14 protein-coding genes are annotated in these 24543 nt (G+C 72.2%); 7 read left to right on the plus strand and 7 right to left on the minus strand.

The features are described 5' to 3' along the window. Nucleotides 1-24: 24 nt before the first annotated feature. Nucleotides 25-3252 carry an ATP-binding protein gene (locus IF23_RS0122495; RefSeq protein WP_051739816.1) on the minus strand — a complete coding sequence of 1076 codons (3228 nt, stop codon included), beginning with the start codon at nucleotides 3250-3252 and terminating at the stop codon, nucleotides 25-27. A gap of 136 nt (nucleotides 3253-3388) precedes the next feature. On the opposite strand from IF23_RS0122495, the gene IF23_RS0122500 reads away from it, so the two are divergent. Then, the gene (locus tag IF23_RS0122500; protein WP_030286464.1) at nucleotides 3389-3859 is read left to right on the plus strand and encodes a (2Fe-2S)-binding protein; all 471 of its coding nucleotides are present in this window, start codon (nucleotides 3389-3391) and stop codon (nucleotides 3857-3859) included. A gap of 43 nt (nucleotides 3860-3902) precedes the next feature. Here the strand turns inward: IF23_RS0122500 and IF23_RS32230 are convergent, their stop codons facing one another. Together IF23_RS32230 and IF23_RS0122510 are read right to left on the minus strand one after the other, a co-directional pair. Next, on the minus strand, nucleotides 3903-6215 hold the full coding sequence (locus tag IF23_RS32230) for an ATP-binding protein (protein ID WP_051739817.1): 2313 nt from the start codon (nucleotides 6213-6215) through the stop codon (nucleotides 3903-3905). Nucleotides 6216-6590: 375 nt separating this feature from the next. Next, a complete protein-coding gene (locus IF23_RS0122510; RefSeq protein WP_245655063.1) occupies nucleotides 6591-7301 on the minus strand; it encodes a thioesterase II family protein in 711 nt (236 codons plus the stop codon). Between the two features lie 418 nt (nucleotides 7302-7719). On the opposite strand from IF23_RS0122510, the gene IF23_RS0122515 reads away from it, so the two are divergent. Then, entirely contained in the window at nucleotides 7720-8895 is a 1176-nt protein-coding gene (locus IF23_RS0122515) for an acyl-CoA dehydrogenase family protein (protein ID WP_030286469.1), read from the plus strand. A 540-nt stretch (nucleotides 8896-9435) separates the two neighbouring features. Beyond that, nucleotides 9436-10806, plus strand: a complete 1371-nt coding sequence (locus IF23_RS0122520; RefSeq protein WP_157848061.1) for a flavin monoamine oxidase family protein — start codon at nucleotides 9436-9438, stop codon at nucleotides 10804-10806. A gap of 141 nt (nucleotides 10807-10947) precedes the next feature. Here IF23_RS0122520 and IF23_RS0122525 read toward each other — a convergent pair whose 3' ends face one another. Beyond that, nucleotides 10948-11817, minus strand: coding sequence for an NAD(P)-dependent oxidoreductase (locus IF23_RS0122525; RefSeq protein WP_037679270.1), 870 nt, complete (start codon nucleotides 11815-11817; stop codon nucleotides 10948-10950). A gap of 150 nt (nucleotides 11818-11967) precedes the next feature. On the opposite strand from IF23_RS0122525, the gene IF23_RS0122530 reads away from it, so the two are divergent. Together IF23_RS0122530 and IF23_RS0122535 are read left to right on the plus strand one after the other, a co-directional pair. Next, nucleotides 11968-12585 (plus strand): TetR/AcrR family transcriptional regulator, encoded by a 618-nt coding sequence (locus tag IF23_RS0122530; protein WP_030286472.1) that lies wholly within the window; start codon nucleotides 11968-11970, stop codon nucleotides 12583-12585. Nucleotides 12586-12776: 191 nt separating this feature from the next. Then, nucleotides 12777-13292 carry a hypothetical protein gene (locus IF23_RS0122535; protein ID WP_157848062.1) on the plus strand — a complete coding sequence of 172 codons (516 nt, stop codon included), beginning with the start codon at nucleotides 12777-12779 and terminating at the stop codon, nucleotides 13290-13292. A 69-nt stretch (nucleotides 13293-13361) separates the two neighbouring features. On the opposite strand, the gene IF23_RS0122540 is transcribed toward IF23_RS0122535, so the two are convergent. Then, complete coding sequence (locus IF23_RS0122540) at nucleotides 13362-14948, minus strand: aspartate aminotransferase family protein (RefSeq protein ID WP_030286476.1); 1587 nt, start codon at nucleotides 14946-14948, stop codon at nucleotides 13362-13364. A gap of 191 nt (nucleotides 14949-15139) precedes the next feature. Here IF23_RS0122540 and IF23_RS0122545 point away from each other — a divergent pair, with 191 nt between their 5' ends. Then, on the plus strand, nucleotides 15140-15682 hold the full coding sequence (locus tag IF23_RS0122545) for a flavin reductase family protein (protein ID WP_030286479.1): 543 nt from the start codon (nucleotides 15140-15142) through the stop codon (nucleotides 15680-15682). 337 nt (nucleotides 15683-16019) lie between these two features. Here the strand turns inward: IF23_RS0122545 and IF23_RS0122550 are convergent, their stop codons facing one another. Both IF23_RS0122550 and IF23_RS0122555 read right to left on the minus strand, forming a co-directional pair. Then, nucleotides 16020-16439, minus strand: coding sequence for a YybH family protein (locus IF23_RS0122550; RefSeq protein ID WP_030286481.1), 420 nt, complete (start codon nucleotides 16437-16439; stop codon nucleotides 16020-16022). Between the two features lie 104 nt (nucleotides 16440-16543). After that, on the minus strand, nucleotides 16544-16921 hold the full coding sequence (locus tag IF23_RS0122555; RefSeq protein ID WP_030286484.1) for a YybH family protein: 378 nt from the start codon (nucleotides 16919-16921) through the stop codon (nucleotides 16544-16546). Nucleotides 16922-17313: 392 nt separating this feature from the next. Here IF23_RS0122555 and IF23_RS0122560 point away from each other — a divergent pair. Beyond that, a partial coding sequence (locus IF23_RS0122560) for a type I polyketide synthase (RefSeq protein WP_037679273.1) occupies nucleotides 17314-24543 on the plus strand: 7230 nt, incomplete at its 3' end.

Consider the following 24543-nt stretch of genomic DNA (forward strand, 5'->3'; position numbering starts at 1 on the left):
TTCCCCGAGGGCGCGCCGTGTCCGTCATTCCGGGCTCGCGCAGCAGGCGGCGGCTGGATGCTCTCCCGCGATGCGCGGCGCGGCGGGTGCCGCCAGCCCCGTATGGGCCAGTGCCTCTTCCAGTGACATCCGGTGGCCGCGCGCGTGTGCGCGGGCGAAGCGCTCTTCGCCCAACGCCGCCAGGGCGGCAGTCGTGATCCGGGTGACGTCGTGGCGTTCCGCCCACGGCAGCGGCGCACCCACGGCGGCGCGCGCCGCCGTCGCGGCACCGAGCAGCAGCGCGGCGTTCTCCCCCCGCCCGTGCAGCATCTCCGCTCCCGCCAACCCCTCCGACGCCAGCGCCACACCCCGCGGATCAGCCACTGCACGAGCGCCCTCCAGGCCCTCCTGGTGCAGCGTCCGGGTGGCCTCCGCATCCCCCCTGACCTCGGCTACGAAGCCCAGTTCGGCGAGGACCAGCGGATTGGCGGCCTCCCGGGTGATCTGCCGGTACCAGGCACGGATACGCGTCAGGTAGTGCTCCGCGGTGCGCAGATCGCCGCTCCGTCGGGCACCGAGCGCCAGCCCGATCTCGGCGTGCACCTCGCCGAACCGGAAACTCTGCTCGGCGGCGAGCCGACGCGCCCGCTCGTGCAGGGCACGGGCCTCATCGTGGTGCCCGGTCAGCAGCGCGATCCGGCCTAGGGAGGACAGCCGCGACGAGACCTCGGTCGCCAGCCCCAGTTCCTGGGCCATCCGCAGCCCGTCGTGCAACAGATCCGCGGCCTCCTGGTAGGCGCCGGTGATCTCCGCGAGCGTCGCCAAAGAGGCCAGGCCCCGCAGCTGGCCCCAACGGTCCTCCAGGCTCCGGAACATCGCCGTGCTCTGTTCGCTGTCCTTCCGCAGCGCCGTCAGATCGCTGCGCATCAGGGCGTGCACCGACCGCAGAGCGAGAGCGGCGGCGATGCCCCAGTCGTCCTCCAACTCCTGGAACGCCGCCAGTGCTTCGCCGGTGATCCGCTCACTCTCGGCCACGTCACCGGCGTGGAAATGGGCGTAGGCGTTGAACCAGCGCACCCGCGCCCGCACGACGGGGTCGGTGATCCGCTCGTACGGCGGCATGGGTACCCGCTCACCCGCCAGCAGCGCGAAACCGGCGTTCAGCGCGGTGACGCCTGCGGCCTCCGCCGGTGCGCGGTCGGCGCAGGAGGCCAGCGCACGGGTCAGGAAACGCCGGGCCTCGGCAACACGGCCACGCAGCATCCAGTACCAGGAGAGCGCCTTCGACAGCCGCAGCGCGTCGTCCGGATTGCCGTCCGTGACCGCGCTGTCCAGCGCGGCGCGCAGATTGGCGCCTTCGGTGTCCAGCAGCAGCAGCCAACGGCGCTGGCCCGGCCCCCGCAGATGCTGTGCCGCCCGCTCCGCGAAGGCCACGTGATACTGCCGGTGGCGGCGGCGCACCGCCGCCACCTCCCCGGCGGCTGCCAGCCGCTCGGCGCCGTACGCTGCCACGGACTCCAGCAGCCGGTAGCGGACCCCGTCCGGCCCCTCCGTCGTCACGATCAGCGACCGGTCGATCAACCGGCCCAGAAGCCCGACGACTTCGTGCGACGCCAGGCCCGCACCGGCGCACACCGCCTCGGCCGCCTCCAACGTGCAGCCGTCGGCATGCACGGTCAGGCGCCGCAGCGTGATGCGTTCGGGATCGGTCAGCAGCTCCCAGCTCCAGTCGATCACGGCGCGCAACGTCTGCTGCCGGGCCGGGGCGCCCCGGCGCCCGCCGGTCAGCAGGCGGAAACGGTCGTCGAGCCGGTCGGCCAACCCCTGCATGCCGAGGGTCCGCACCCGTGTGGCGGCGAGTTCGAGGGCGAGCGGCACACCGTCGAGCCGACGGCAGATCACGGCTACCGCGGCGGCGTTCGTGGCGTCCAGCGCGAAGCCGGGGGCGGCTGCCGTGGCCCGCGCCGTGAAAAGCTCCACCGCGTCGGCGAGCGGCAGCGGCTCCACGGGGTGGATGACCTCACCCGCCACGTGCAGTGCCTCCCGGCTCGTCACCAGCAGCCGCAGCCCGGGCACGCTCTGCAGCAACCCCGTCACCAATTCGGCCACCTCGTCGACGCTCTGCTCGCAGTTGTCCAGAACGATGAGGGTGTCCCGCTCGCGCAGCAAGGCGCTCAGCCACGCACCTGGCGCAGGTCGGGGGGTGCCCGCCGGTGTCTCGGACGCCCCGTTGCCGCCCAGCCCCAGGGCCGCGGCCACTTGCTCGCTCAGCTCCGTCACGGAACCGCGGCGGGTGCCCAGCTCCACCAGCCACACGCCGTCGGGGAACGCCCCCACGAGACGGCGCGCCGTCTCGATGGACAGGCGCGTCTTGCCGACGCCTCCAGGCCCGGTGAGCGTCACCAGCCGCGCCGTGTGGAGCAGCCCGCAGACCTGATCCACCGCCCGGTCCCGTCCGACGAGCGGGGTGAGCGGCGCGGGGAGGTTGTGCCGCGGCGCGTCGTGCTCGGGACGGGCGGGTGCCGGGCCGCTCGCGGCGCCGGACGTCGGACGCCCGCGGAGCAGCGACTCGTACAGGGTCACCAGCTCGGGCCCCGGCTCCACCCCCAGCTCCCGGCCCAGCAGCTCCCGCAGCTCCCGGTAGGACGTCAGCGCCTCACCGCGCCGACCGGCGCGGCACAGCGCGCGCAGCTGGGAGGCCCGTAATCGCTCCCGCAGCGGATGCTCGGTAACCTGTGCCGTCAACTCGTCGGCGAGCGCGATGTGTTCACCGCAGGACAGGCGCGCCTCGGCCTGTTCCTCCAGGGCGGCCAGACGCTGCTCCTCCAGATACCGCGCAGTGGGGAGCGCGAACTCCTCGTCGGCCAGGTCCGCGTACGCCTTGCCGCCACGCCACAGCCCCAGCGCCTCGGTCAGCAGCCCGGTGCGCCCCCGCGCATCGGAAACTTTCCCCGCCCGCCGCAGCAGTGCTTGGAACCGCGCGGCGTCCAGCTCCTCCGCCTCCAGCGGCAGCCGGTAGCCGCCCGGCACGCGCAGCACCCGGTGTTTGCCCACCACACGCCGGAGTTGGGAGATCTTGACCTGCAGCGCGTTGGCGGGGTCGGCGGGTGGACGCTCGCCCCACAGATCGCTGATGAGCCGGTCGGTGGTGACCATGTGCCCCTCGTGCACCAGCAGATCGGCGAGGAGCATCCGCACCTTCGTCTCCGGCACCCGCACCGCTTCGCCGTCGCCGTCCCACACCGCCAGCGGCCCCAGCACCCCGAAACGCATGACGAAACGTTAACTCCTTCGTACCGAAAGTCCACCATCAGATATTCATCAGCGGCTCGGCGCACAGTGGGCGTGGGCGATGCGCCGGTCCCCCCGTCCGGTGTTCACGCACACGTATTCCTACGGAAGGGGCCTCATGAAGGACGAGAGCACGGTGTGGACGACGATCGTGAACGGCGTCCGGCACGTACTGGCAGCCCGGCCTGCCGCCCGGCTCGTCGACGTCCTCACCGATCAGGCCGACCTGACCACCACCCACCGCGACTGCACGACCATGACGTGCGGTGAGTGCACCGTGCTGATGGACGGCAGCTGCGTGCGGGCCTGCGCCGTGACCGTAGGGCAGGCCGCCGGGCGCAAGATCACCACCGTGGAGGGGCTCGCTCCGCAGGGGCAGATGCTCCCCGTACAGCTGGCCTTCCTCGACAAGGATGTCTTCTCCTGCGCGCATTGCGGACCGTACCGGGCGATGTCTGCCGTCAAGCTGATCGCCGGCGGACGGGCCGACTCCTTCGCGCGGGTCACGGGATGGCTGCGGCACAACCGCTGCCGGTGTCCCGAGCGCCGCCCCGTGCGCAGCCGACCGCGCAGAGCCGCCGAAGGGTGAGCCGGTGCCGGGTGTCACGGCCCCACGAAGATCGGGAAGACACCTAAGGAGTGCGGGATGTCAGCAGAGCGTGTACGGGGGAGTTGGGGCCGGTTGGTGCCAGGGCCGGTGGATGCGTCCAGGCGTGGTGCAGCGCGGGCCCGGACGCCGAAGTGCCGAGTTGCTCGGCTTCGAGCGACTCGGCCATCAGATCAGCGGCAGGCTGTGCAAGGACGTCAAGAGTGAGGGTGCTGAAGTGCCTGAGTCCGAGGCCCCACCTCGGGCGACGTAACAGCAGATGTGGTCGCGCCGCCGCCACCACCAGAAGCGGGACGGAGGCCGCCGAGGACGCGAGCTGCGCAATACCGTCCACCACCGTGTCCGAGGCCGAGTGCAGATCATCCACCACGACGACCAGCGGCTCCCAGCGCGCCGTGGCGAGCAGAAAATCCCGCCAGACGCCGAGCATCGGCTCTGCCGCCACCCCCTCGGGCGCCGGGCCCTTCCCGGATATCAGTGGTGCCAGCGCGCCCGTCAGACGGGCCGCTTCCTCGCGGTCACCCACCACTCGCTCGATCGCCCGGTGCGCCTGTGCCGCAGCCGTTGCCGGTGGCGTCTTCGCTGCGACGCCGCAGGCGGACAGCAACAGCCGCCGCAACGGCGCCAGCGCCCCGTCCCTGGACGTCGCCGAGGGGCGCACCCGGTCGTGCAGCAGTCGGGGCGGAGCCGGCGCGTCGGCCAGCTGCCACTCGAACTCCTCGAGCAGCCGTGTCTTGCCGATGCCTGCCTCGCCCAGCACGGTCACCAGATGCGGGACGGAACGATGACAGGCGCGCCGCAACGACACGTCCAACAGGTCGAGTTCGCAGTCACGACCCATCAGCGGTGTGGTGTGACGGCCGGGGGAGTCCTCCCTCGGACCGCTCGCCCGCCAACGGCCCCCGCCGCCCTCGGCGCGCTCGTAGTCGATGGCGAACTGTGTCTCACAGTAGGTGCGTTCACAGGCCCACACCTCATCGCCGGGCGAGTGCAGCAGCGACTCGCCGATGTCGAGCAGGACACCGACCACGGAGACGGGGGAGTCGGGGGCGCCCGGCTGGTAGCGGACGAGGGCCTCCCCGGTAGCCACCGCGGCGCTCATCGCGGAGTCCGGTGCGGCGCCCCGGCCCGCCTTGTCGCCCGCGCACCTGTCCCGTACGGCCAGCGCCGCCCGGACCGCGCGTTCCGCCTTGCTTCGCCCCTCGTTGTGGGACCGGAACAGCGCCAGCGACACGGAGCCTATGGTCGCCACCATCGAGCCCTCGAACTGCTCCACCTCCTCACGGATCGCTGTGGTCAGGGTGTGCAGGTCGGTGTCCCGCTCCACCGCCTCGACGTCGCTGTCCTGCGTGGCCAGCGGAGTGCGGAACAGCACGATGCTGACCGGCAGCCGGTCCGAGACGCTCTGCGCCGTCGGCTCGTCGGACGGCTCGCCCCCTTCCTGCCCGTCCGTCCGCACCTCGGCCGCCCCTGCCGCCGTGTGCCCCGGCTCGCCCGCGGTGCCGGGCCGGGGCGCAGCGGCAGGCGTGAACAGCGCCGTCGACGGCCGGGCCGGGGGCTCCAGTACCAGATCGTGGTTGAGGATGGCGTGCTGGAGCGACTGCAGTTCCCGGCCCGGCTCCAGGCCGAGGTCACCGACCAGGCCCGAGCGGGTCCGGTCGTACACGGCCAGCGCGTCGGCCTGGCGGCCGCAGCGGTAGAGCGCCACCATCAGTTGCCCGCAGGAGCGCTCCCGCAGCGGCTCCGCCTCGACCATTGCCTCCAGATCGGCCAGTGCCGAGTGATGACGCCCGCATGCCAGCTCGGCCTCCAACCAGTCCTCCATGGCGTTCAGCCGCGTCTTCTCCACCGCCACCAGATCGGGCCAGTCGGCGCCGGCCTCGACGAGGTCGGCCAGCGCGGGCCCACGCCACAGGTCGAGAGCCTGGTGCAACAGCCGCGCGGCACTCTCTGCCTGACCGGCCGCGAGGGCGCCGCGTCCCTCCTCGACGCGGCGGTGGAACAGGTGCATGTCGACCTGGTCAGGCTCGACGCGCAGCCGGTATCCCGGAGCCTGCGTGAGCAGCGCCGCACCCGGCTGCTGCTGAGGGGCCCCCGGTGAGCCGTCCTCCTCCGACAGCGCCCCGCGCAGCCCCCACACCGCGTTTTGAATGATCTTGCGGGCCGAGGCCGGCTCCTCGTTCGCCGGCCAAAGGGCCGACACCAGCTGGCTCGTGGCCACTACACGGTTCGCGTGCAGCAGCAGGAACCCCAGCGTCGCCCGCTGCTTGGTGCCGCCCAGCGCGATGGGCTCACCGAAGCGGTCTGCTTCCAACGGCCCCAGAACCCTGAACTCCATACTTCCCCCAAGATCGTATGTCGGATGGCGTCGGCTTCCGTCCGTGCCACGTGCACCGGAGCGGGTAACGGTTTGCCGGTGTCATGGCTTCCGTCGCCTGGACGCACAACTCACGGTCTGCTTCGTAGATGTCCGGGGACCGGCTTCGTGGTTCCACCCGGGCACGGTTTTGCGGAGAAAAGACGGTGCGCCCAGAAGTAAGGGTCCGGGCCGGGAGAGAAGGTGCCTCCTTGTGGCACCTTGCTCGGTCGGTCGCTGTGATGGCTGTGCCACACATGATCCGTCAAGGTGCTGAACGAATGATGAACGTTCCCGGCAGTACTCATCCGGGCCACGGCCACCGCACATCGTCGGGCGGTGGCCGGGTGGGAGGGGTTACCCGGCCGACGGACGCCGCAGGTCCGCGCGGACGAGGGCGGCGACGGCCGCGACCTCCTCCTCAAGGTAGAAATGTCCGCCGACGAAGCGGTGGGCGCGGAATTCCCCGGCGAAGAGCGTCCGCCAGCCGAGTGCCGCCTCGGTGTGGACGACCGGGTCCGCGTCACCGGTCAGGACGCTTACCGCGCAGTTCAGCGGAGCGCCGGGAAGGTGGGCGTAGGCCGCCAGCGCCCGGTAGTCCGCTTGGAGCGCCGGCAACACCATCGCGCGCATCTCCGGGTCGCTCAGGGCCTCGGTACCTCTGCCGCCGAGTCTGCCGACCGTGGTGAGGACGTCGGCGTCGGTCATGGCGTCGCCGGGGTCGGGGCGGTCGCCGGGAGCGCCACGAGCCGACAGGAACAGCCGTTCCGGGCGGCGGGCGCCCTGTTCGCGCAGTACGCGGGCGGTCTCGTAGGCGACCAACGCGCCCATGCTGTGCCCGAAAAAGGCGTACGGGCCTGACAGGTCCGGTAGCAATGCCGTGGCGATCAGCTCCGCAAGCCGCGGCAGTTGGGCTATCGGCGGCTCATGTCTGCGGTCCTGGCGCCCGGGGTATTGCACCGCGACGACGTCCAGCTCCGGTGCGAGGTGCTGGGACAACGGGATGTACGTCGTAGCGGCGCCCCCGGCGTGCGGAAAACAGACGAGGGTGACGTCGCCGCGGGGCACGGTCCGGGTGTACCGCCTCAACCATGTGCTGTCCAAGAAAACTCCCGGTGTGGGGCTTGCCGTCGCTGATTGTCGGAGGTTCACGTGTCCGTGCCGGGCGCGGCACGCACCCGGCACGGAGAAATTCCCGGGCCCTTGGTGACACCGGGCCGGGGGCGTCCGCCTTGTCAAGAGCTTCGCCGTCACGTGTGTGGACACCAGGACAAAGTGCGCGGTGCAGATGCACTACCGAGGTTATAGATGCGTTTGTGGCGTTGATCCACCGTCGGGTAACGCCGAGAACATCGAAGACGGGAACAGATGGTTACTGCTCCATTACTGCGTAGAGGGGAGCGGTGTGCGCGGCGCCGATACGGTCGCAGGGCTGACGGGCCGAGCACGGCCCCTGCTCCGTGGTCGAAAAGCGAAGGAGAGTTGCATGCCCGTGTCCGACGGTGCCTTTGCCGAGATTCTGCACGCAGTGAAGGGCGTTGCCGAACGCCTGGAGTCCAACGCGCCCGTGGCCGAGAGTCGCCGGTGGATTCCGGAGGAGAACATCGAACTTCTGGAGAAGGCAGGTGTTTTCAAGGTCGCCGTACCCCAGCGGTTCGGAGGTCTGGATCTGCCGGTCACCGAGCAGGCGCCGCTCATCGCCGAGATCGCCCGCAGCTGCGGCTCGACCGGCTGGGTCTCCATGGTCTGGATCTCCACCGCCTGGATCGCCTCCCTCTACCCCGACAAGGCGCAGGAGGAGGTCTTCGCGAACGGCTCGGTACGGATCTCCGGTGGCTTCACGCCCACCGGCACCCTCACGCCCACCGACGGCGGTTACGTTCTCAACGGCTCCTGGCGCTTCAACACCGGGGTGCGTGGTGCGGAGTGGAACGTGTGCGCCGCGATGACCCGGCTTCCGGACGGGAGCGAGGAGGAGCTGTTCGCCCTCGTGCCCACCGAGGAGGTCGAGGTCGGTGACGACTGGGACGTGTTCGGCGCCGCGGGCACCGGAAGCGCCACGTCCACGGTGACCGACGTGTTCGTCCCCGAACACCGGGTCGTGGACGCCGCGGTGTACGACGCCTCGACCCGGGGCCGCTGGAACGCGGACCTGAACGGCCGTAACTACAACCTCACCAGCTACATCATCGCCACCTGCGCCCCGGTCTACATCGGTCTGGCCCGGCACGCGCTGGAGCTGTTCCTCGGGCGCCTGCCGGGCAAGGGCGTCACCTACACGGGCTGGACCGAGCAGCGCGAGCACCCCCACACCCAGGTACAGGTGGCGGTGGCCGCCAACAAGATCGCTGCCTGTGAGGCGCTGGAGCGCTCCTGGCTGACGCTGATGCAGCAGCGCGAGGACGCGGGCGAGAAGCTCACGGTCGAGGAGAAGGCCACGATCCGCGGCCAGGTCGGCTACGTGGTGCGCACCACCAAGGAAGCCGTGGAGGTGCTCTACGACATCAGCTCCGCCTCGACGATCCTGCGCTCCGGAGCCTTCCAGCGCGCCTACCGCGACATCGCGGCGCTCTCCCTGCACGGGCTGCTGACCCCGGTCAGTTCCCTGGAGGCGCAGGGCCGCGTCTTGGTCGGCCTCGAACCGGGAACCGACTACATCTGATCCGTACACCACATACCGGCGTTACCGAAAGCCGGCGGCCCGTCCGGGCCGCCGGCTTTCGTCTGTGGACGGGGAATTACCAACCGATTACCGAATCCGGGACGCGTCAGGTTTCGGCCTGGCTACGATGCGAAAGACGGGCCGAGGAGTGGCACTGAAACCTCCTGGGCCGAATGCAGAAATACGGGGGTAAGTGAATGGTTACGGAATGTAGAGGGCGCCCTGCGCCGGTCCTCACGTGGAGCGCAGCCGGGCTCACGAGACCCCGCTGATACCGCTCGCACCGGCAGATTTGCCCCGGTGAACAGTCGCGGCCGCCCCGGCAGGGGGGCCTCCCGTCATCTGCGGGCGGCGCGCGCCGTGAAATACCGTCGACGACCTCCATGCGCCCCGTGCGGGGAATTTTGTGCGGCGGTCCGATGCATTGCGGATACAGGGACTCACGCTGTCTTGATGTCGCGCTCGAGTGCGACTGTGGGCCCCCGTGTAATCCGAGAATGCAATAGCGGAAGCAAACAACCAGAACAGCAGAGGAATCTGATGTCTGAATATGGCGAGAAGTCCGCGTATTCAACCGAAGGGACCGACGCGGCAGCGTCCGGTGCGCCCCGCGGCGGAGAGCTGGTCAAGGCCGACGCCGTCATCATCGGTGCCGGGTACGCGGGCGGCACCGTCGCCCGGGAGCTGGCCGCGCGCGGACTGAAGCCGGTGCTGCTCGAAGCCCGCAGCCGCGTCGGCGGCCGGATTTTCACCGGCACCTTCGCCGGTCAGGACGACGTCGAACTCGGTGGCGGCTGGCTGGGCCCGCAGCAGCAGTTGATCCATGCCGAGCTGCGGCGCTACCACATCGAGACGTACGAGGACACCGCGGCGGAGCACGTCGTCCTCCACGGCGGTGACGGCGGTCAGACGCTCTCGCCCGGTGAGGCGGAGAAGAAGCTGCTCCCGCTGTGGGACCGCTTCTTCGAGGGCTCGGACAAGTACTTCGAGCGGCCTCACGACCCGCTCTACCGCAAGGACCTGCTGGCCTCGGTCGATCCCCTGTCCCTCAAGGACCGGCTGGACCGGATAGGTCTGTCCCCCTCCGAACGAGCCCTGCTGGAGGGCGAGATCTCCGTCTACGCGGGCGGCGACAGCTCCCTCGGTGGGCTGACCTCCATGGCACAGTGGGTCCAGCTCGCCGGCGGCGACTACTCCGAGTACCTCAAGACCATGACCCTGCGGCCCAAGGGCGGCATGATCGCCACGCTGAAGGCGATGCTGTCGGAGGCCCAGGCGGACCTGCACCTGAGCACACCGGTTACCAAGGTCACCGAAGAGGGCGGACTGGTGACCGTCGAGACCGACAAGGGGCAGCGGTTCGTCGCTCCGGTCGTCGTGGTCGCGACGCCGGTGAATGTGTGGCGCAGCATCGACTTCCGCCCCGGTCTGCCCGCGGCGCACACCCGGGCCACCACCGAGGGGGTCGGTGTGCCCTACGTGGCCAAGACCTGGCTCTTGGTCAAGGGCGAGGTGCCGGCCGTGCAGGGGCAGGCGGGGCCCGACGCGGTCTTCCCGATGCTCATCCCGCAGCAGCAGACCCCCGAGGGTCGGCTGATGGTCGCCTTCGGCGGCACCGGCCTGGACCCCCGCAACGCGGCGCAGGTCCAAGAGGCCGTGCGCAGCTACATCCCGGGCGCCGAGGTGCTCCGCCACCGCGCCATGCTCTGGGCCGAACAGCCCTACAGCAGCGGAGGGTGGGGGCTGCGCCGCCCGAACCAGTTGCTCGACCTCTATCCGCAGATCGACGAGCCGCACGGCCGGATCGTCTTCGCCGGTGCGGACATCGCCGAGGGCTGGCACGGCGCCTTCATCGAGGGCGCTGTCGAGACCGGGCTGCGCGCCGCCCGTCAGGCGGCGGAGCTGGCCTGAAATGACGGTGGGTCGGGCCGGGGGCAACCGGCCCGACCCACCGCACAAGGCGTGCCCGGCCACCGGGCATGCGGCAGTGGCTCCGCCGGACGCCCCCGGCGGAGCCACTGCCGCATGGCGCAGGGCGTGGCCCTGCCTGTCTCAGCCCTGCTTCTTCAGGACCTCGATGAGGCTGGAGAAGCTGTTCTCCGCGAAGCCGCGCTCCATGCCCTTGTGGAAGATCTCCGCAACGGCGGCGGGCAGCGTGGTGTCGACGCCCGCGTCCTTGTGGGTGTGCAGGACGTGGTCCGCGCTGGCCGCGCCCATGGCGAGCCGGTCCACGGCGCCCGGGTATTCACCCGAGTCGACGTGCTGGGCGTACAGCTCCAGGAAGTGCGGCATCATCGTGGTCATCATCGAGGCGTACGGCAGCAGCTCCTTGGCCGAAACGCCGTTCGCCTTGCCCAGTGCCAGCGTCTGGTAGTAGCTGAGCATCGTGGTCCAGAAGATCGTCATCTGGGCCTGGTAGTACATCGCCGCCAGCCCCGGGTCCTCACCGCGGAAGTCGGTGTTGGTGAGCACCGCCAGCGTGCTCCGGTGGGCGTTGAAGACGTCCTCGGGGCCGCTGTAGTAGGCGGACGCATCCGACGTGCCGATCATGGGCGGCGGCACCTGCACGCCACCGGTGAGGTGCTGGGCGCCGTGCTCGGCGGCCCACTTGGCCGCCTCCCGGGCACGCTCGGGGGTGTCCGAGCTGAGGTTGGCGATCACCTTGCCGGACAGGGAGTCCGCCACCGGCTTCAGCACCGCGTACACGGCGTCGTAGTCGGTGAGGCTGAGGACCACCAGCTCGTTGGCGGCCAGCGCGTCGCGGAGGGTGGGCGCGAGGACGGCGCCCTTGGCGACCAGTGCCTCCGCCTTGCTCGCCGTGCGGTTCCACACGGTGACCTCGTGGCCGTTGTCGATAAAGGCTCCCACCATCGCCTGGCCCATCGGGCCCAGTCCGATGACGGTCACGGATTGCTTGCTCATTGCCTTCTCCCGTCGAGTTGTACAAGTGGGCCGCCCGGCGCCCGAGTTGGGGGCGCGGAGGAAGGCGGCCGTCTCACGCCTCTGGAACGAACGCTCTAGTCAGACCGTAGCAGAGAGTGGAGCGAACGTTCTATCCAGTATCATGGGGTCATGTCCTCCACGTCGCAGCGCGCCAGAAGCGGGGAGGCGGGAGCCGCCGCCGACACCCGCGAGCGCATCGTCCGCTCGGCCTCGCGGCTCTTCCAGCGCCAGGGGTACGAGGCCAGCGGTATCAAGCTGATCGCCAGGGAAGCCGATGCCACGCTCGGCTCCGTCTACCACTTCTTCCCCGGCGGCAAGGAGCAGCTCGCGGTCGCTGCCATCCGCCACGGTGAGGAGGAGTTCGCCGACATGCTCCGTGCCGGTCTGGAGGGCGACGCCGACGCCGCCCGCGCCGTCGAGGCGTTCTGCGGTGAACTCGCCACGGCCCTGCGGAAGTCGGACTGGGCGGACGGCTGCCCCGTCACCACCACCGCGCTGGAGACCCTCGGCCGGGTCCCCGCCATCCAGGAGGCGTGCCAGGGGGCGTTGCGCTGCTGGCAGGAGGTGATTGCCGACAAGCTCCGCCGGTCGGGGTTTGCCGCCGAGGAGGCCGGTGAACTGTCCGCCACGGTGCTCAGCACCCTGGAGGGCGCCGAGACCCTCAGCCAGATCCACCGCAGCGAACAGCCGCTGCGCGCCGCCGGTCGGCACCTCGCCGTGCTTCTCGGGGCCGTGCACGCCGAGTGACGCGGAGGGCAGGGGCGCGGACGCGCACCCGGTTCGCCGCATGGCCGGGGGCCGTGGCCGGGCCGTGACCGCCGCGTGGAAGGGCGAATGGACCTTCGGTGGGCGGGGCTTGATGTGCTTTCCCCATGGAGGTTCTCATGGAGGACAGGCCCGTACATCCCCGCAGCGCAGCCCCCGCCTCATCCACGCCCGTGACCACGGAGACCGGCGAACAGGACGCCACGCTCGCCGCCTTCGTCGGGCAGCGGTTCGCCACCGCCCTGTATGAAGGGCTGCGGCGGGCCCGTGTCCCGCAGCGCACCGCCCTCCGGTCCGTGGCCACCCGCCCTCCGGACGCCTGCCCGGTCTCCGGGGGCGCCCTGCTCGCTGCGCACGCACAGGGCATTCTCGCCGGTTTCCGGGACGCGCTGGCGATCGTCCCCGGGCTGGCCGGGCAGGACCGCACCTGGCTGCGTACCGGCCTGCTGGCCTGGGCGCGTCAGGTGCTCGACGCGGCCGCCTGCCCCGAGCGGCCCGTCCGGCGGGCCGGGCAACGGACGGGCCGCACCTGGCCGCCGGCGCTCCGGGGCCGGCTGCACGCCCTCGCCGTCTCGCTGCTGATCGAAGCCGCCGTGGTCGCCCTGCCGGGCGACGTCCCGGCCACCTCCGAGGCCATCCGCACCCTGGCGCGGACGGTGCGTAGCGTCGCCCTGGACGCCCCTGTCTGAGACGCGTGGGGCGTCCGGGACGGCCGCGTCCCCGGCCGGTGCGCCGACCGGGGACGCGGGTGGGCGAGGTCAGTCGCCGGAGGGGAGGAGTTCGGCCACGGCCTCCTTGCGCAGCAGGGCGCACACCTCGCGCAGCCCCGCCCGCAACTGCTCCAGCTCGGCGTCGCTGACCTGGAGCGACGGTTCGAACCGCAGTGTGTTCACCGCGCTGGCCGTCGGGAAGGTCCGCACCCGGTGCCGTCGCAGCAGGTGCCCGGCGAGGAAGTAGCCGAAGAGGCCGCTGCCCGCGAGCTCCCGCAGCTCGGCCGAGGATGCGCCGGACCGGTCGTGGAACTCCAGCCCGAGCATGAGGCCCCGGCCGCGTACCTCCTTGACCACGTCCGGGAAGTCCGCGTGCACCGAGTCCAGGACGGCGCGCAGCGCCTCGCCCCGCTCCTCGGCGCGGCGGTATGCCCGGCCGCCGTCCCGCTCCAGGAGGTCCAGCACCGTGAGCGCGATATGGCAGGAGAAGCTGTCCTTCGCAAACGTCGAGCTGTGCACGATCTCGAATTCCTTGCGGTAGCGCGCCTCGCGTACGAGCATGACCGAGGTCTTGGCGATACCGCCGCCGAGGGTTTTTGCGAGGGTGTAGTAGTCGCCGCGCAGGCCGACGCGGGAGCTGGCGAGCAGCGCTCCGGTGCGGCCCATGCCGCTCTGGATCTCATCGACGATGACGGGGCAGTCGATGTCCGCGCAGAACCGCTGGATCTCACCGGCGAACGCGGCGGTGAGGGGATGGACACCGCCCTCGCCCTGGACGGGCTCGACCAGGAAGGCGCAGAAAACCGGAAGCTCCCTCTCCGTCACGGTGATCCGGCCGTCGACGACGTCCGCGGCCAGCAGGGTTCTGCGTTCCGCGGCGTGGATCTTCCGGAGGTGGTCCGCGTCGCCGTTCGGGACGAAACGGGCCTGGGCGGCCAGTGATTTGAACGGCAGCCGGTAGCCCTCGTTGTGCGTCAGCTGCACGCTGCCGACGAGCTTGCCGTGGAACCCGCCCTCCAGCGCCAGGAACAGCGGTGGGCTCGCCGCGCTCTTCTCGTTGCGCCGCCGGATCTCCCTCTCCACGGAGGCGAATCCCTCCGTGGCCGGGACGCCGAGCCGTGCGCAGACCTCGGCCGGAACGGTGGCGCCGTCGGCCACGGCCGAACGCGCCGCCGTCAGTCTGCCGTCGGCCTCCTCCAGCAGGGCGGAGATCCGCATGCCGCGGTCGAGTTCCGCGTGTTTGACCGCCGCCTCCACCGCCTCGGCGCCGCTGTTGCCGAAGATCGCGAAATAGGGCTCGTCGGTGCCGAGTTCCCGGTGGATGACGCGGTTGAGGGCGGCGGCGAGGTGATTGGCGTACGGATGGCGGGAGAACTGGGCGTGCACCGGGGTCTGCGCGGTGAGCAGTTCTCGTGCGCGCGTGACGATTTCCGGATGGTTGTGGCCGAGCAGGACGGAGCCGTATCCGCCGGCGAAGTCGGAGACCGGGATTTCCTCGCCGTCTGCGCCGCGCCGGTAGAGCGTGTTCCGCTCGGCCCGTACGTATTCGACGGCCAGCCCGGCGGTGTCGAGGACCTGGCGCAGATAGGGCTCGGCCAGTTCGGGGCATTCGGATGTGACGGTGATGTCATTCATGGCCTTCAGGGTCGGGGTGCCGCGTCAGCAGCCGGTCACTGAAGGGTCACCGGCCACGGGACGCCGTACATGGTTTCGCGATTACCCGGATGTGGGAGAACGGCCCGGTGGCGCGGGTAGGTTGAATTCCGCCGGCCGCCGCCGTGGGGCGCAGCCGGTCCATCCGTGCCCTGTGACCATCGGAGAGCGGCATGAAATCCACGCCCACCGAAATCGATCACGCTGCCGCGCGTTCCGTTCCGCGGGCGGTGGGGCCCGGCCGGATGCGCGAGGTGATGTCCCGTTTCGCCACGGGGGTCACGGTGCTCACCGTGGGCGGCGACCACCCCCACGCCATGACGGCGAACGCCTTCAGCTCCGTCTCCCTCGACCCGCCCGCCGTGCTGGCCTGCGTCGGACACGGCGCGGTGATGCACCAGGCGCTGACCGACGCCGGTCGCTTCGCGGTGAACATCCTCGGCGCCGGGCAGGAGGAGCTGGCCCGCCACTTCGCCGACAGGCGCCGCACGCTGGGCGCCGCACAGTTCGAGGGCGTCGCCCGGCGCCCCGGTCGGCACACCGGCGCGCCGCTGCTCGACGGCGCAGTGGCCTGGCTGGAGTGTGAATTGGCCGCCTCGCACGAGTTCGGCGACCACACGGTCTTCATCGGCAGCGTGCTCGCGGCGGCGCAGGAGGCGGACGAGGACGAGTTGCTGTTCGTCGGCGGCCGCTTCGGCCGGCCGGCCACTCCCTGACGGGCCCGTACCGGGGCCGTTGGCGGCGCGGACGTACGGGGCCCGGCCCGTGGCCGGGCCGCCGCCGCGGTGTGACAAGAAGGGTCGGTGCGCGCGGAAGCGCCGCCGTGGGGACGGCGCCCCCATGGGGCATCCGGAACACCGGAACACGGAACGCCGACGCGCCCCACGGCAAGGAACGCCGCCGCAGGGACCATCCCAAGGAACGCCGCGCGCAGGCAGGAACGACGGTCGCGCTCGCCCCCCCCGGTAAGGAAGAAGCAGGCCGCGGCCGACGCCTGAGCCCCTCCGGCGATGGTTGCCGAAGGGGCCCGTTCCGCTCTCGTCGAGGAACTCGCTAGTCGGCGACGAGACCGGTTGTGGCGACGGGGCGGTCGATGGCCATCAGCCAGCGGCCGTCGGCGGTGCGGCGCAGCACGTCGGTGCACTGCCCTTCCAGGTGCAGCGGCGCACCGTCGGGCCCCTTGGTTTCGATGCGGTAGTCCACGCCGATCAGCGCCGCGTCTCCGGCGACATACGCGTGGGTGACGGTCGCCTCCAGCGTGGGCTCGGTCGCCAGGAACTCCTTGAAGAAGGCCAGGCGGGCGGCGCCCGTCAGGGGCTCCCCCGAGAAGTTCGAGATCGAGTCGTCGCGGTAGAGGCGGTTGAACAGCTCACCGTCCCCCGAGTTGAAGACCTGGATGAAGATCTCGTTCTGGGTCTCGGTGTCGGCGGTCAGGTCAGGGCGTTCCGGGTCGAAGTCGACGGTGGAGAACATGGGCGTGGCGGTCCCTTCCGGGTGGGTGGTTACCTGCTGGAGCGGGTGTGCTCGGTGCGGCGTCCGGCCTCGGCCGCGCGGAGCGCCGGGCCGCCGCCCTGCGGTCAGCGCTGGCCGTACGGGTCGTCGATGGCGTACCGCCACACCCCGTCCTCGCCCAGGGTCAGCACATCGACGCCGACGCCCTGGAGGCGCTCGGGCGCGCCGTCCGCGTCGACGCCGTCGATCACCCAGTCGACGATCATCAAGGCGGTGTCCCCGGTGACGAATACCTGCCGGGGCGTCGCGGTCATCTTCGGGCGGCTCGCCAGGAATTCCCGCTGGTATGCCCGGCGTGCGTCGCCGGTGAGCGGCTTTCCGGGCTCCCACACGGCGACGGCGTCCGTCGTGTAAAACTTGTCGACCGCCGCGAAGTCGCCTGCGTTGAACGCCTCGACATACTGCGAGGTGTGCCTTTCCAGATCCGCGGTGAGCTGTGCCATGGCGTGAATACCTGCCTTCGTCAGGAGAGGTGCGCCTTCGCCACCGACACTATTGCGGCCGGGGGAACGCACCACTCACCCGCCGGTCACGGGCCGCTCTCGGCGCCCGCACCATAGTGCTGAGCGCCGTGCTCCGTCCGCCCGGGAGCGGGTCGCACCGCAGTCGGCACATTCTTGTACCCGGGAATCCGGTCCTCGGCTCCGCCCTGATACCAGGCGCTTCCCACGCTGCGGTAACAATGCGGCCTTCTGCTCTTCCGGCGGGCGAATTACCAGGCCGAGGACTGGCGTTGAGATGCGGGAGAGAGACATCTGCCTACGATTGCCTCGAAGGTTTCGCCCCATTACTCAGAAGTCTTGCAGCTAATCCGCTGGAAAGGGCAGCCGAGGCGATGACGAATCAGTTCCACTTCGAGACAGCCGGTGCGCGCGGCGGTCAGGACGAGCCCATGGCGGTCGTCGGCCTGGCCTGCCGCCTGCCGGGTGCCGAGAACCCCGACGCCTTCTGGCGGCTGCTGGACACCGGCTCCGACGCCATCACCCCCGTACCGCAGGGCCGGTGGCCGGGGGCGGACGGCGGCACGCCCGCCGCGGTCGGTGCGCGCCACGGTGGCTTCCTCGACCACGTCGACACCTTCGACGCCGCCTTCTTCGGCATCGCCCCGCGTGAGGCCCGCACGGTGGACCCGCAGCAGCGCCTCGTTCTCGAACTGGCCTGGGAGGCGCTGGAGGACGCCGGTATCGTCCCGGCCGCGCTGCGCGACACCCGCACCGCGGTGTTCGTCGGGACCCTGCGCGACGATTACGCCGCGCTGCTCCATCTGCACGGCGAGGCGGCCGTCACCCAGCACACCATGGCGGGCGTCAACCGCGGGGTCATCGCGAACCGGGTCTCGTACCACCTCGGCCTTCGGGGCCCGAGCCTGACCGTCGACTCCGCGCAGTCCTCGTCGCTCGTAGCCGTGCATCTGGCCTGTGAGTCGCTGCGTGCGGGGGAGTCGGACGCAGCGCTTGTCGCCGGGGTCAACCTCAACCTCCTCGCCGAGGGCGCCGTCGTCGCGGAACGCTTCGGCGGCCTGTCCCCGGACGGCATGACGTACACCTTCGACGCACGGGCCAACGGCTTCGTCCGCGGTGAGGGGGGCGGCGCCGTCGTCCTCAAACCGCTGTCCCGGGCGCAGGCGGACGGCGACGCCGTGTACGGCGTGATCCACGGCAGCGCGGTCAACAACGACGGCGCGACCGCGGGGCTGACCGTGCCGGGGCAGGAGTCGCAGGAACGGGTGGTGCGCGAGGCCTACGACCGAGCGGGCGTCGCCACCGGCGCCGTGCAGTACGTCGAACTGCACGGCACGGGCACGCCGGTCGGCGATCCGATCGAGGCCGCCGCGCTGGGTGCGGTCCTCGGCGCGGGCCGCGCGCCCGGCGACGCGCTGCGCGTCGGCTCCGCGAAGACCAACGTCGGCCACCTCGAAGGCGCCGCGGGCATCGTCGGCCTGATCAAGACGCTCCTGGCGCTGCGCCACCGCCGCCTGCCCGCCAGCCTCAACTACCGCACCCCGCACCCGGCCATCGCCCCGGCCGCCATCGGCCTGGCGGTGCAGCGCGAGGCCGGCGACTGGCCCGCCCCCGACCGCCCGCTCCTCGCCGGCGTCTCGTCCTTCGGAATGGGCGGAACCAACGCCCACGTGGTGCTCGGTGAGGCCCCCGCACCGCTTCGGCCCGCCGCCCCCGCTGCGCGCGATGCGGCAGGACTGCTGCCCTGGGTGGTCTCCGGCCGCAGCGCGGCAGCGCTCCGCGCGCAGGCCGAGCGGCTGCGCACCGCCGCCGCGGCCGACACCGCGCCCGGTCCGGTCGACGTCGGCTGGTCCCTCGCCGCCACCCGTACCGCCTTCGAACACCGCGCCGTGGTCCTCGCCGACGACCGCGCGGGAATGCTGGCGGGCCTCGCCGCCGTGGCCGACGGTGTCCCCGCGGCGAAGGCCGTCGTCGGTACCGTCCGGCCCGGCACGACGGCGTTCCTGTTCACCGGGCAGGGTGCCCAGCGCCTCGGCATGGGCCGCGAGCTGCGGGCCGCGTTCCCCGTCTACGCCGCCGCCTTCGACGAGGTGTGCGCGGTGCTCGACCCACTGCTCGACCGGCCGCTCGCCGACGTCGTGGACCGGGGCGAGGGTCTGGACGACACCGCCTTCACCCAGCCCGCGCTCTTCGCCGTCGAGGTGGCGCTCCACCGCCTCGTCGCCTCCTGGGGCCTCACCGCCGACCGCGTCGCCGGGCACTCCGTCGGCGAGATCGCCGCGGCCCATGTCGCCGGGGTGCTCTCCCTCGGCGACGCCGCGCGGCTCGTCGCCGCCCGCGGCCGGCTGATGCAGGACCTGCCGCCCGGCGGCGCCATGGTCGCAGTCGGGGCGGCGGAGGCGGAGGTCGTGCCCCTGCTCGCGGGCCACGCGGACCGGGTGGCGCTCGCTGCCGTCAACGGCCCCCGCTCGGTGGTGCTCTCCGGCGCGCGGGATGCGGTCGAGGAGATCGCCGGGCAGCTCGCCGCCCGGGACCGCAAGACCCGGCGCCTGACGGTCAGTCATGCCTTCCACTCCCCGCTCATGGAGCCGATGCTGGACGACTTCCGCCACGTCGTCGACCGGCTGACGTTCCACGAGCCGCGGATCGGGGCGGTGTCCACGGTGACCGGCACCGCCGTGCAGCCGGGCCAGTGGTCGTCGCCCGCGTACTGGGTCGACCAGGTGCGCAGCCCGGTGCGGTTCCTCGACGCCGTCCGCACGCTGGAGGCCGAGGGCGCGGCCACCCTGCTCGAACTGGGCCCCGACGGTGTCTGCACCGCCATGGCCGCCGACGGTGTCCGCGACGCCGACGCCACCGCGCCGCTGGCCCTGCTGCGCCGGGACCGCCCTGAGGCCCGCACCCTGCTCGCCGGCGTCGCCGCGGCCTTTGTCCGCGGCACCTGCGTGGACTGGGCTGCCGTACACGCCGACGCCGGAGGCCGCCGGGTCGCACTGCCCACCTACGCGTTCCAGCGCGAGCGGTACTGGCTCGACGGCCCGGCCCGCCCGGTGGCGGACGCCCCCGCCCCGCCGCCCGCGCCCGAGGCGGCCGCACCGCAGTCGCCGCCGGACCTGCCCGCCGTGCGCGATGTCACCGCCCTCGTCCTCGACCGCGTCACCGCGGTCCTCGAACTTCCGGAGGGCCGCCGCGTCGGGGTGCACACCTCCTTCAAGGACCTCGGTTTCGACTCGCTGATGTCGGTGGAGCTGCGCAACGCCCTCGCCACCGCCACCGGCCTCCGCCTCCCCAGCGGACTCCTCTTCGACCGGCCGACGCCTGGCGCGCTCATCGCGCATCTGGAGAGCCTGCTGACCGGCGGGCAGGGGGAGGGCGAGCTGCGGGAGACGGCGGCCGCCGCCGACGAGCCGATCGCGATCGTCGGGATGGCCTGCCGCTACCCGGGCGGCGTCGCCTCCCCGGACGATCTGTGGCGGCTGGTCGCCGACGGCACCGACGCGATCTCCGCGTTCCCCGCCGACCGCGGCTGGGACACCTCTCTGCACGACGACCCCGCACGCACTACCGTCCGCGAGGGCGGGTTCCTGCACGACGCCGCCCTGTTCGACAACGCGTTCTTCGGCATCTCGCCCCGCGAGGCGCTGGCCATGGACCCCCAGCAGCGCCTCCTGCTGGAGACCGCGTGGGAGGCGGTCGAACGCGCGGGCCTGGACGCCGCCGCCCTCAAGGGCTCCCGCACCGGTGTGTTCGTTGGCGCCACCCCGCTCGACTACGGGCCGCGGATGCACGAGGCGCCCGACTCCGTCGACGGCCATCTGCTGACCGGCACCACGCCGAGCGTCCTGTCCGGCCGCATCGCCTACCAGCTGGGTCTGCTCGGCCCGGCCGTCACCATCGACACGGCCTGCTCCTCCTCGCTGGTCGCGTTGCACATGGCGGTCCGCTCGCTGCGCTCGGGGGAGAGCGAACTGGCCCTCGTCGGCGGCGCCACCGTGATGGCGTCGCCCGGCATGTTCGTGGAGTTCTCCCGGCAAAATGGCCTCGCGTCCGACGGGCGGTGCAAGTCCTTCGCGGCGGCGGCGGATGGCACCGCCTGGGCGGAGGGTGTGGGTCTGCTGGTGGTGGAGCGGTTGTCGGACGCCCGCCGCAACGGCCACCGCGTCCTCGCCGTGGTACGCGGCAGCGCCGTCAATCAGGATGGTGCGAGTAATGGTTTGACGGCGCCGAACGGTCCGTCGCAGGAGCGGGTGATCCGTGCGGCGTTGGCGGATGCCGGTCTGTCGCCCGCTGAGGTGGATGCGGTGGAGGCGCACGGGACCGGCACGCGTCTCGGTGACCCGATCGAGGCGCAGGCGCTGTTGGCGACGTACGGTCAGGGCCGCGATGTCCAACACCCGCTGCTGCTCGGCTCGTTGAAGTCCAACGTCGGTCACGCGCAGGCTGCGGCAGGCGTCGGCGGCGTGATCAAGATGGTGGAGGCGATACGGCACGGCGCGTTGCCGAAGACCTTGCACGTGGAGGAGGCGTCGCCGCACGTGGACTGGTCCTCGGGCGCCGTGCAGCTGCTGGTGGAGGGGGCGGATTGGCCCTCCGTCGGACGCCCGCGCCGCGCCGGTGTCTCCTCCTTCGGGATCAGTGGGACCAACGCGCACGTGATTGTGGAGGAAGCCCCTGCCCAGGCGTCCGGGGAGGAGCCGGATGCGGTGCCGGTGCTCACCGCTCCGGCTCCCTTCCTGCTCTCCGCCCATGACGAGGGCGCTCTGCGGGCCCAGGCGGAGCGGTTGCGCGCGCATGTGAGGGACCATCCCGAGCAGGACCTCGCGGACACCGGCTGGTCCCTCGCCACCACCCGCACCGCCCTGCGCAGGCGCGCCGCGATCACCGCCGCCGACACCGGCACCCTCCTTGACGGGCTCGACGCCCTCGCCCGCGGTGCGGCGGCCCCGAACCTGGTGACCGGCACCGCCGCCGAAGGCCGTACCGCGTTCCTCTTCACCGGCCAGGGCGCCCAGCGCGCGGGCATGGGGCGGGAGCTGTACGAGACGTCCGCCGTCTTCGCGGCGGCGCTCGACGAGGTGTGCGCCGCCCTCGATCCGCACCTCGAACGGCCGCTGCGACAGGTGCTGTTCGCCGTCGAGGACAGCGCCGACGGCCGACTGCTGCATCGCACCGCCTTCACCCAGCCGGCCCTCTTCGCCGTCGAGACCGCACTGTTCCGGATGCTCGCCCACCACGGCACGGAGCCCGACCTGCTGGCAGGCCACTCCATCGGCGAACTCGCCGCCGCCCACGCCGCCGGTGTCCTCTCCCTGCCCGACGCGGCCCGCCTCGTCGCCGCCCGCGGCCGCCTCATGGAGTCCGCCCGCGACGGCGGCGCCATGTTCGCCGTGGAAGCCGAGGAGAGCGAACTCGCCCAGGATCTGGCGGAGTTCGACGGGAGGCTGGCGCTCGCCGCCGTCAACGGTCCCACCTCCCTGGTGGTCTCCGGTGACGAGGCGGCGGCCACGGAGCTGGGCGCCCGGTGGCGCGCCCGCGGCCGCCGTGTCCGCCGCCTGCCGGTCAGTCATGCGTTCCACTCGCCGCACATGGACGAGGTGCTGGAGGAGTTCCGCGCGGTCGCCGCCAGGCTGACCTTCCACACCCCGCGCATCCCCCTCGTCTCGACGGTCACCGGCGACCTCGCCGACACCGCCGACCTGACCTCGCCCGAGTACTGGGTCCGGCAGATCCGCCGCCCCGTGCGCTTCTTGGACGCTGCCCGGTCCCTGGCCCGGCACGGCGCCACCGTCTTCGTCGAGACCGGCCCGGACGCCGTACTCGCCCCGCTGACCCGCACCGCCCTGGGCACGGACGTCACCGTCGTCCCGCTGCTGCGCGCCGACCACCCCGAGACCGAGACGGTGAACGCCGCTCTCGCGGCGGCCTGGGCAGGCGGCGCGCCGCTGGACGCCGCGGTCCGCCACCCCGGTGGCCGCCACATCGACCTGCCGACGTACGCCTTCCAGCGGGAGCGCTACTGGCTCGCCCCGCACAGCCCCGCGGACGCGCGCGGCCTCGGCCTCGACCCGGCGAACCATCCGCTGCTGCACGCCGCCGTGGAACTGGCCGGCCGCGACGGCCTCGTCCTCACCGGCCGCCTCGACCTGGACAGTCACCCCTGGTTGGCCGATCACGCCATCGCCGGTACGCCGCTCGTGCCTGCGACGGCGTTCGTCGAACTCGCGCTGATCGCGGGCGGCCACTTCGGACTCGACCGGGTCGACGAACTGACCCTGGAGGCCCCGCTGCCCCTGCCCGACCAAGGCGCGGTGCGCGTCCAGGTCGCCGTGGGCGCCCCCGACGCCTCGGGCGCCCGCCCCGTGGAGATCCACGCCCGCCCCGACACCGGTCCGGGCCCGGCCCCGGCCTGGTCCCGGCACGCCTCGGGCACCCTCACCGCCGCGCCCGCGGACCCCGAGACTCCGGACGACCTGCGGCAGTGGCCGCCCACGGGTGCCGAAGCCATCGCCCGGGAGGACGCCTACGACCGCCTCGCGGACCTCGGCTACGCCTACGGACCGGCGTTTCAGGGGCTCACCGGGATGTGGCGGGCGGACGGCGTGCTCCACGCCGAGGTGACCCTCCCCGCCGACCGCCACGAGGAGGCCACCCGCTACGGCCTCCACCCCGCGCTCTTCGACGCCCTCCTGCACCCGTTGGTGCTGCACGCCGCCAACGCGGCAGGCCCGGACGCCACCGGCACCATCCGGCTGCCGTTCGCCTGGACCGGCACCGCCCTGTACGCGACCGGGGCTCGCACCCTGCGGGTACGCGTCGCCCCGACCGGACCCGACCACTTCTCCCTGCACGCCACGGACGCCATGGGCCGACCCGTCATGACCGTCGCCGATCTGAGCCTGCGGCCGGTCGCCGCGGACCGCCTCGCCCCGGCGGCCAACCACCACGACGCCCTGTTCGACCTGGAGTGGGTGCCCCTCACCGCGCCCGAGTCACGCCCCGTCCGCCTCGCGATGACGACCGGCACGGCGGGTGACGGCGGACCGCGGCTGCCCGAACCCGACGGTGCCGACGCCGTATACGTCCGCGCGGAATCGCTCACCGCCCCCGCGCCGGACGCGCCGACCGCGGCCCGCCGTACCGCCGCCGCCTTCCTCGGCCTCCTGAAGGACTTCCTCGCCGACGAACGCCGCGCCGCCACCCGGCTGGTGCTCCTCACCCGGACGGCCACCGGCCCGGACGGCGACGCGGCCGCCGCGCTCGCCACGGCCCCGCTGCACGGACTGGCCCGTGCGGCGCAGTCCGAACACCCCGGCCGCATCGTCCTCGTGGACACCGCCGACCCCCTCGACCCCGCCACCTCCACCGGCGCCCGGCAGCTGTCCGCCGCGCTGGCCACCGGCGAACCCCACCTCGCACTGAACGCCGGTGAGATCCGCGCACCCCGGCTGCGCCGGGCGCCGCGCACGGACCATCCGAGCCCGTTCACCGGAGACCGGGCGCACCCGGTCCTGATCACGGGTGGTACGGGTGGGTTGGGTGCGTTGGTGGCGCGTCATTTGGTGGTGGTGCATGGGGTGCGGCGGTTGGTGTTGGTGAGTCGTCGA

It is taken from the genome of Streptomyces catenulae, from assembly GCF_000718015.1.
Classification (GTDB): Bacteria; Actinomycetota; Actinomycetes; order Streptomycetales; family Streptomycetaceae; genus Streptomyces; species Streptomyces catenulae.

Bases quoted from the DNA above. Each gene is read 5' to 3' on its own strand.
- IF23_RS0122495 (WP_051739816.1), bottom strand. From the start codon at position 3,252: ATGCGTTTCGGGGTGCTGGGGCCGCTGGCGGTGTGGGACGGCGACGGC.
- IF23_RS0122500 (WP_030286464.1), top strand. From the start codon at position 3,389: ATGAAGGACGAGAGCACGGTGTGGACGACGATCGTGAACGGCGTCCGG.
- IF23_RS32230 (WP_051739817.1), bottom strand. From the start codon at position 6,215: ATGGAGTTCAGGGTTCTGGGGCCGTTGGAAGCAGACCGCTTCGGTGAG.
- IF23_RS0122515 (WP_030286469.1), top strand. From the start codon at position 7,720: ATGCCCGTGTCCGACGGTGCCTTTGCCGAGATTCTGCACGCAGTGAAG.
- IF23_RS0122520 (WP_157848061.1), top strand. From the start codon at position 9,436: ATGTCTGAATATGGCGAGAAGTCCGCGTATTCAACCGAAGGGACCGAC.
- IF23_RS0122525 (WP_037679270.1), bottom strand. From the start codon at position 11,817: ATGAGCAAGCAATCCGTGACCGTCATCGGACTGGGCCCGATGGGCCAG.
- IF23_RS0122530 (WP_030286472.1), top strand. From the start codon at position 11,968: ATGTCCTCCACGTCGCAGCGCGCCAGAAGCGGGGAGGCGGGAGCCGCC.
- IF23_RS0122540 (WP_030286476.1), bottom strand. From the start codon at position 14,948: ATGAATGACATCACCGTCACATCCGAATGCCCCGAACTGGCCGAGCCC.
- IF23_RS0122545 (WP_030286479.1), top strand. From the start codon at position 15,140: ATGAAATCCACGCCCACCGAAATCGATCACGCTGCCGCGCGTTCCGTT.
- IF23_RS0122550 (WP_030286481.1), bottom strand. From the start codon at position 16,439: ATGTTCTCCACCGTCGACTTCGACCCGGAACGCCCTGACCTGACCGCC.
- IF23_RS0122555 (WP_030286484.1), bottom strand. From the start codon at position 16,921: ATGGCACAGCTCACCGCGGATCTGGAAAGGCACACCTCGCAGTATGTC.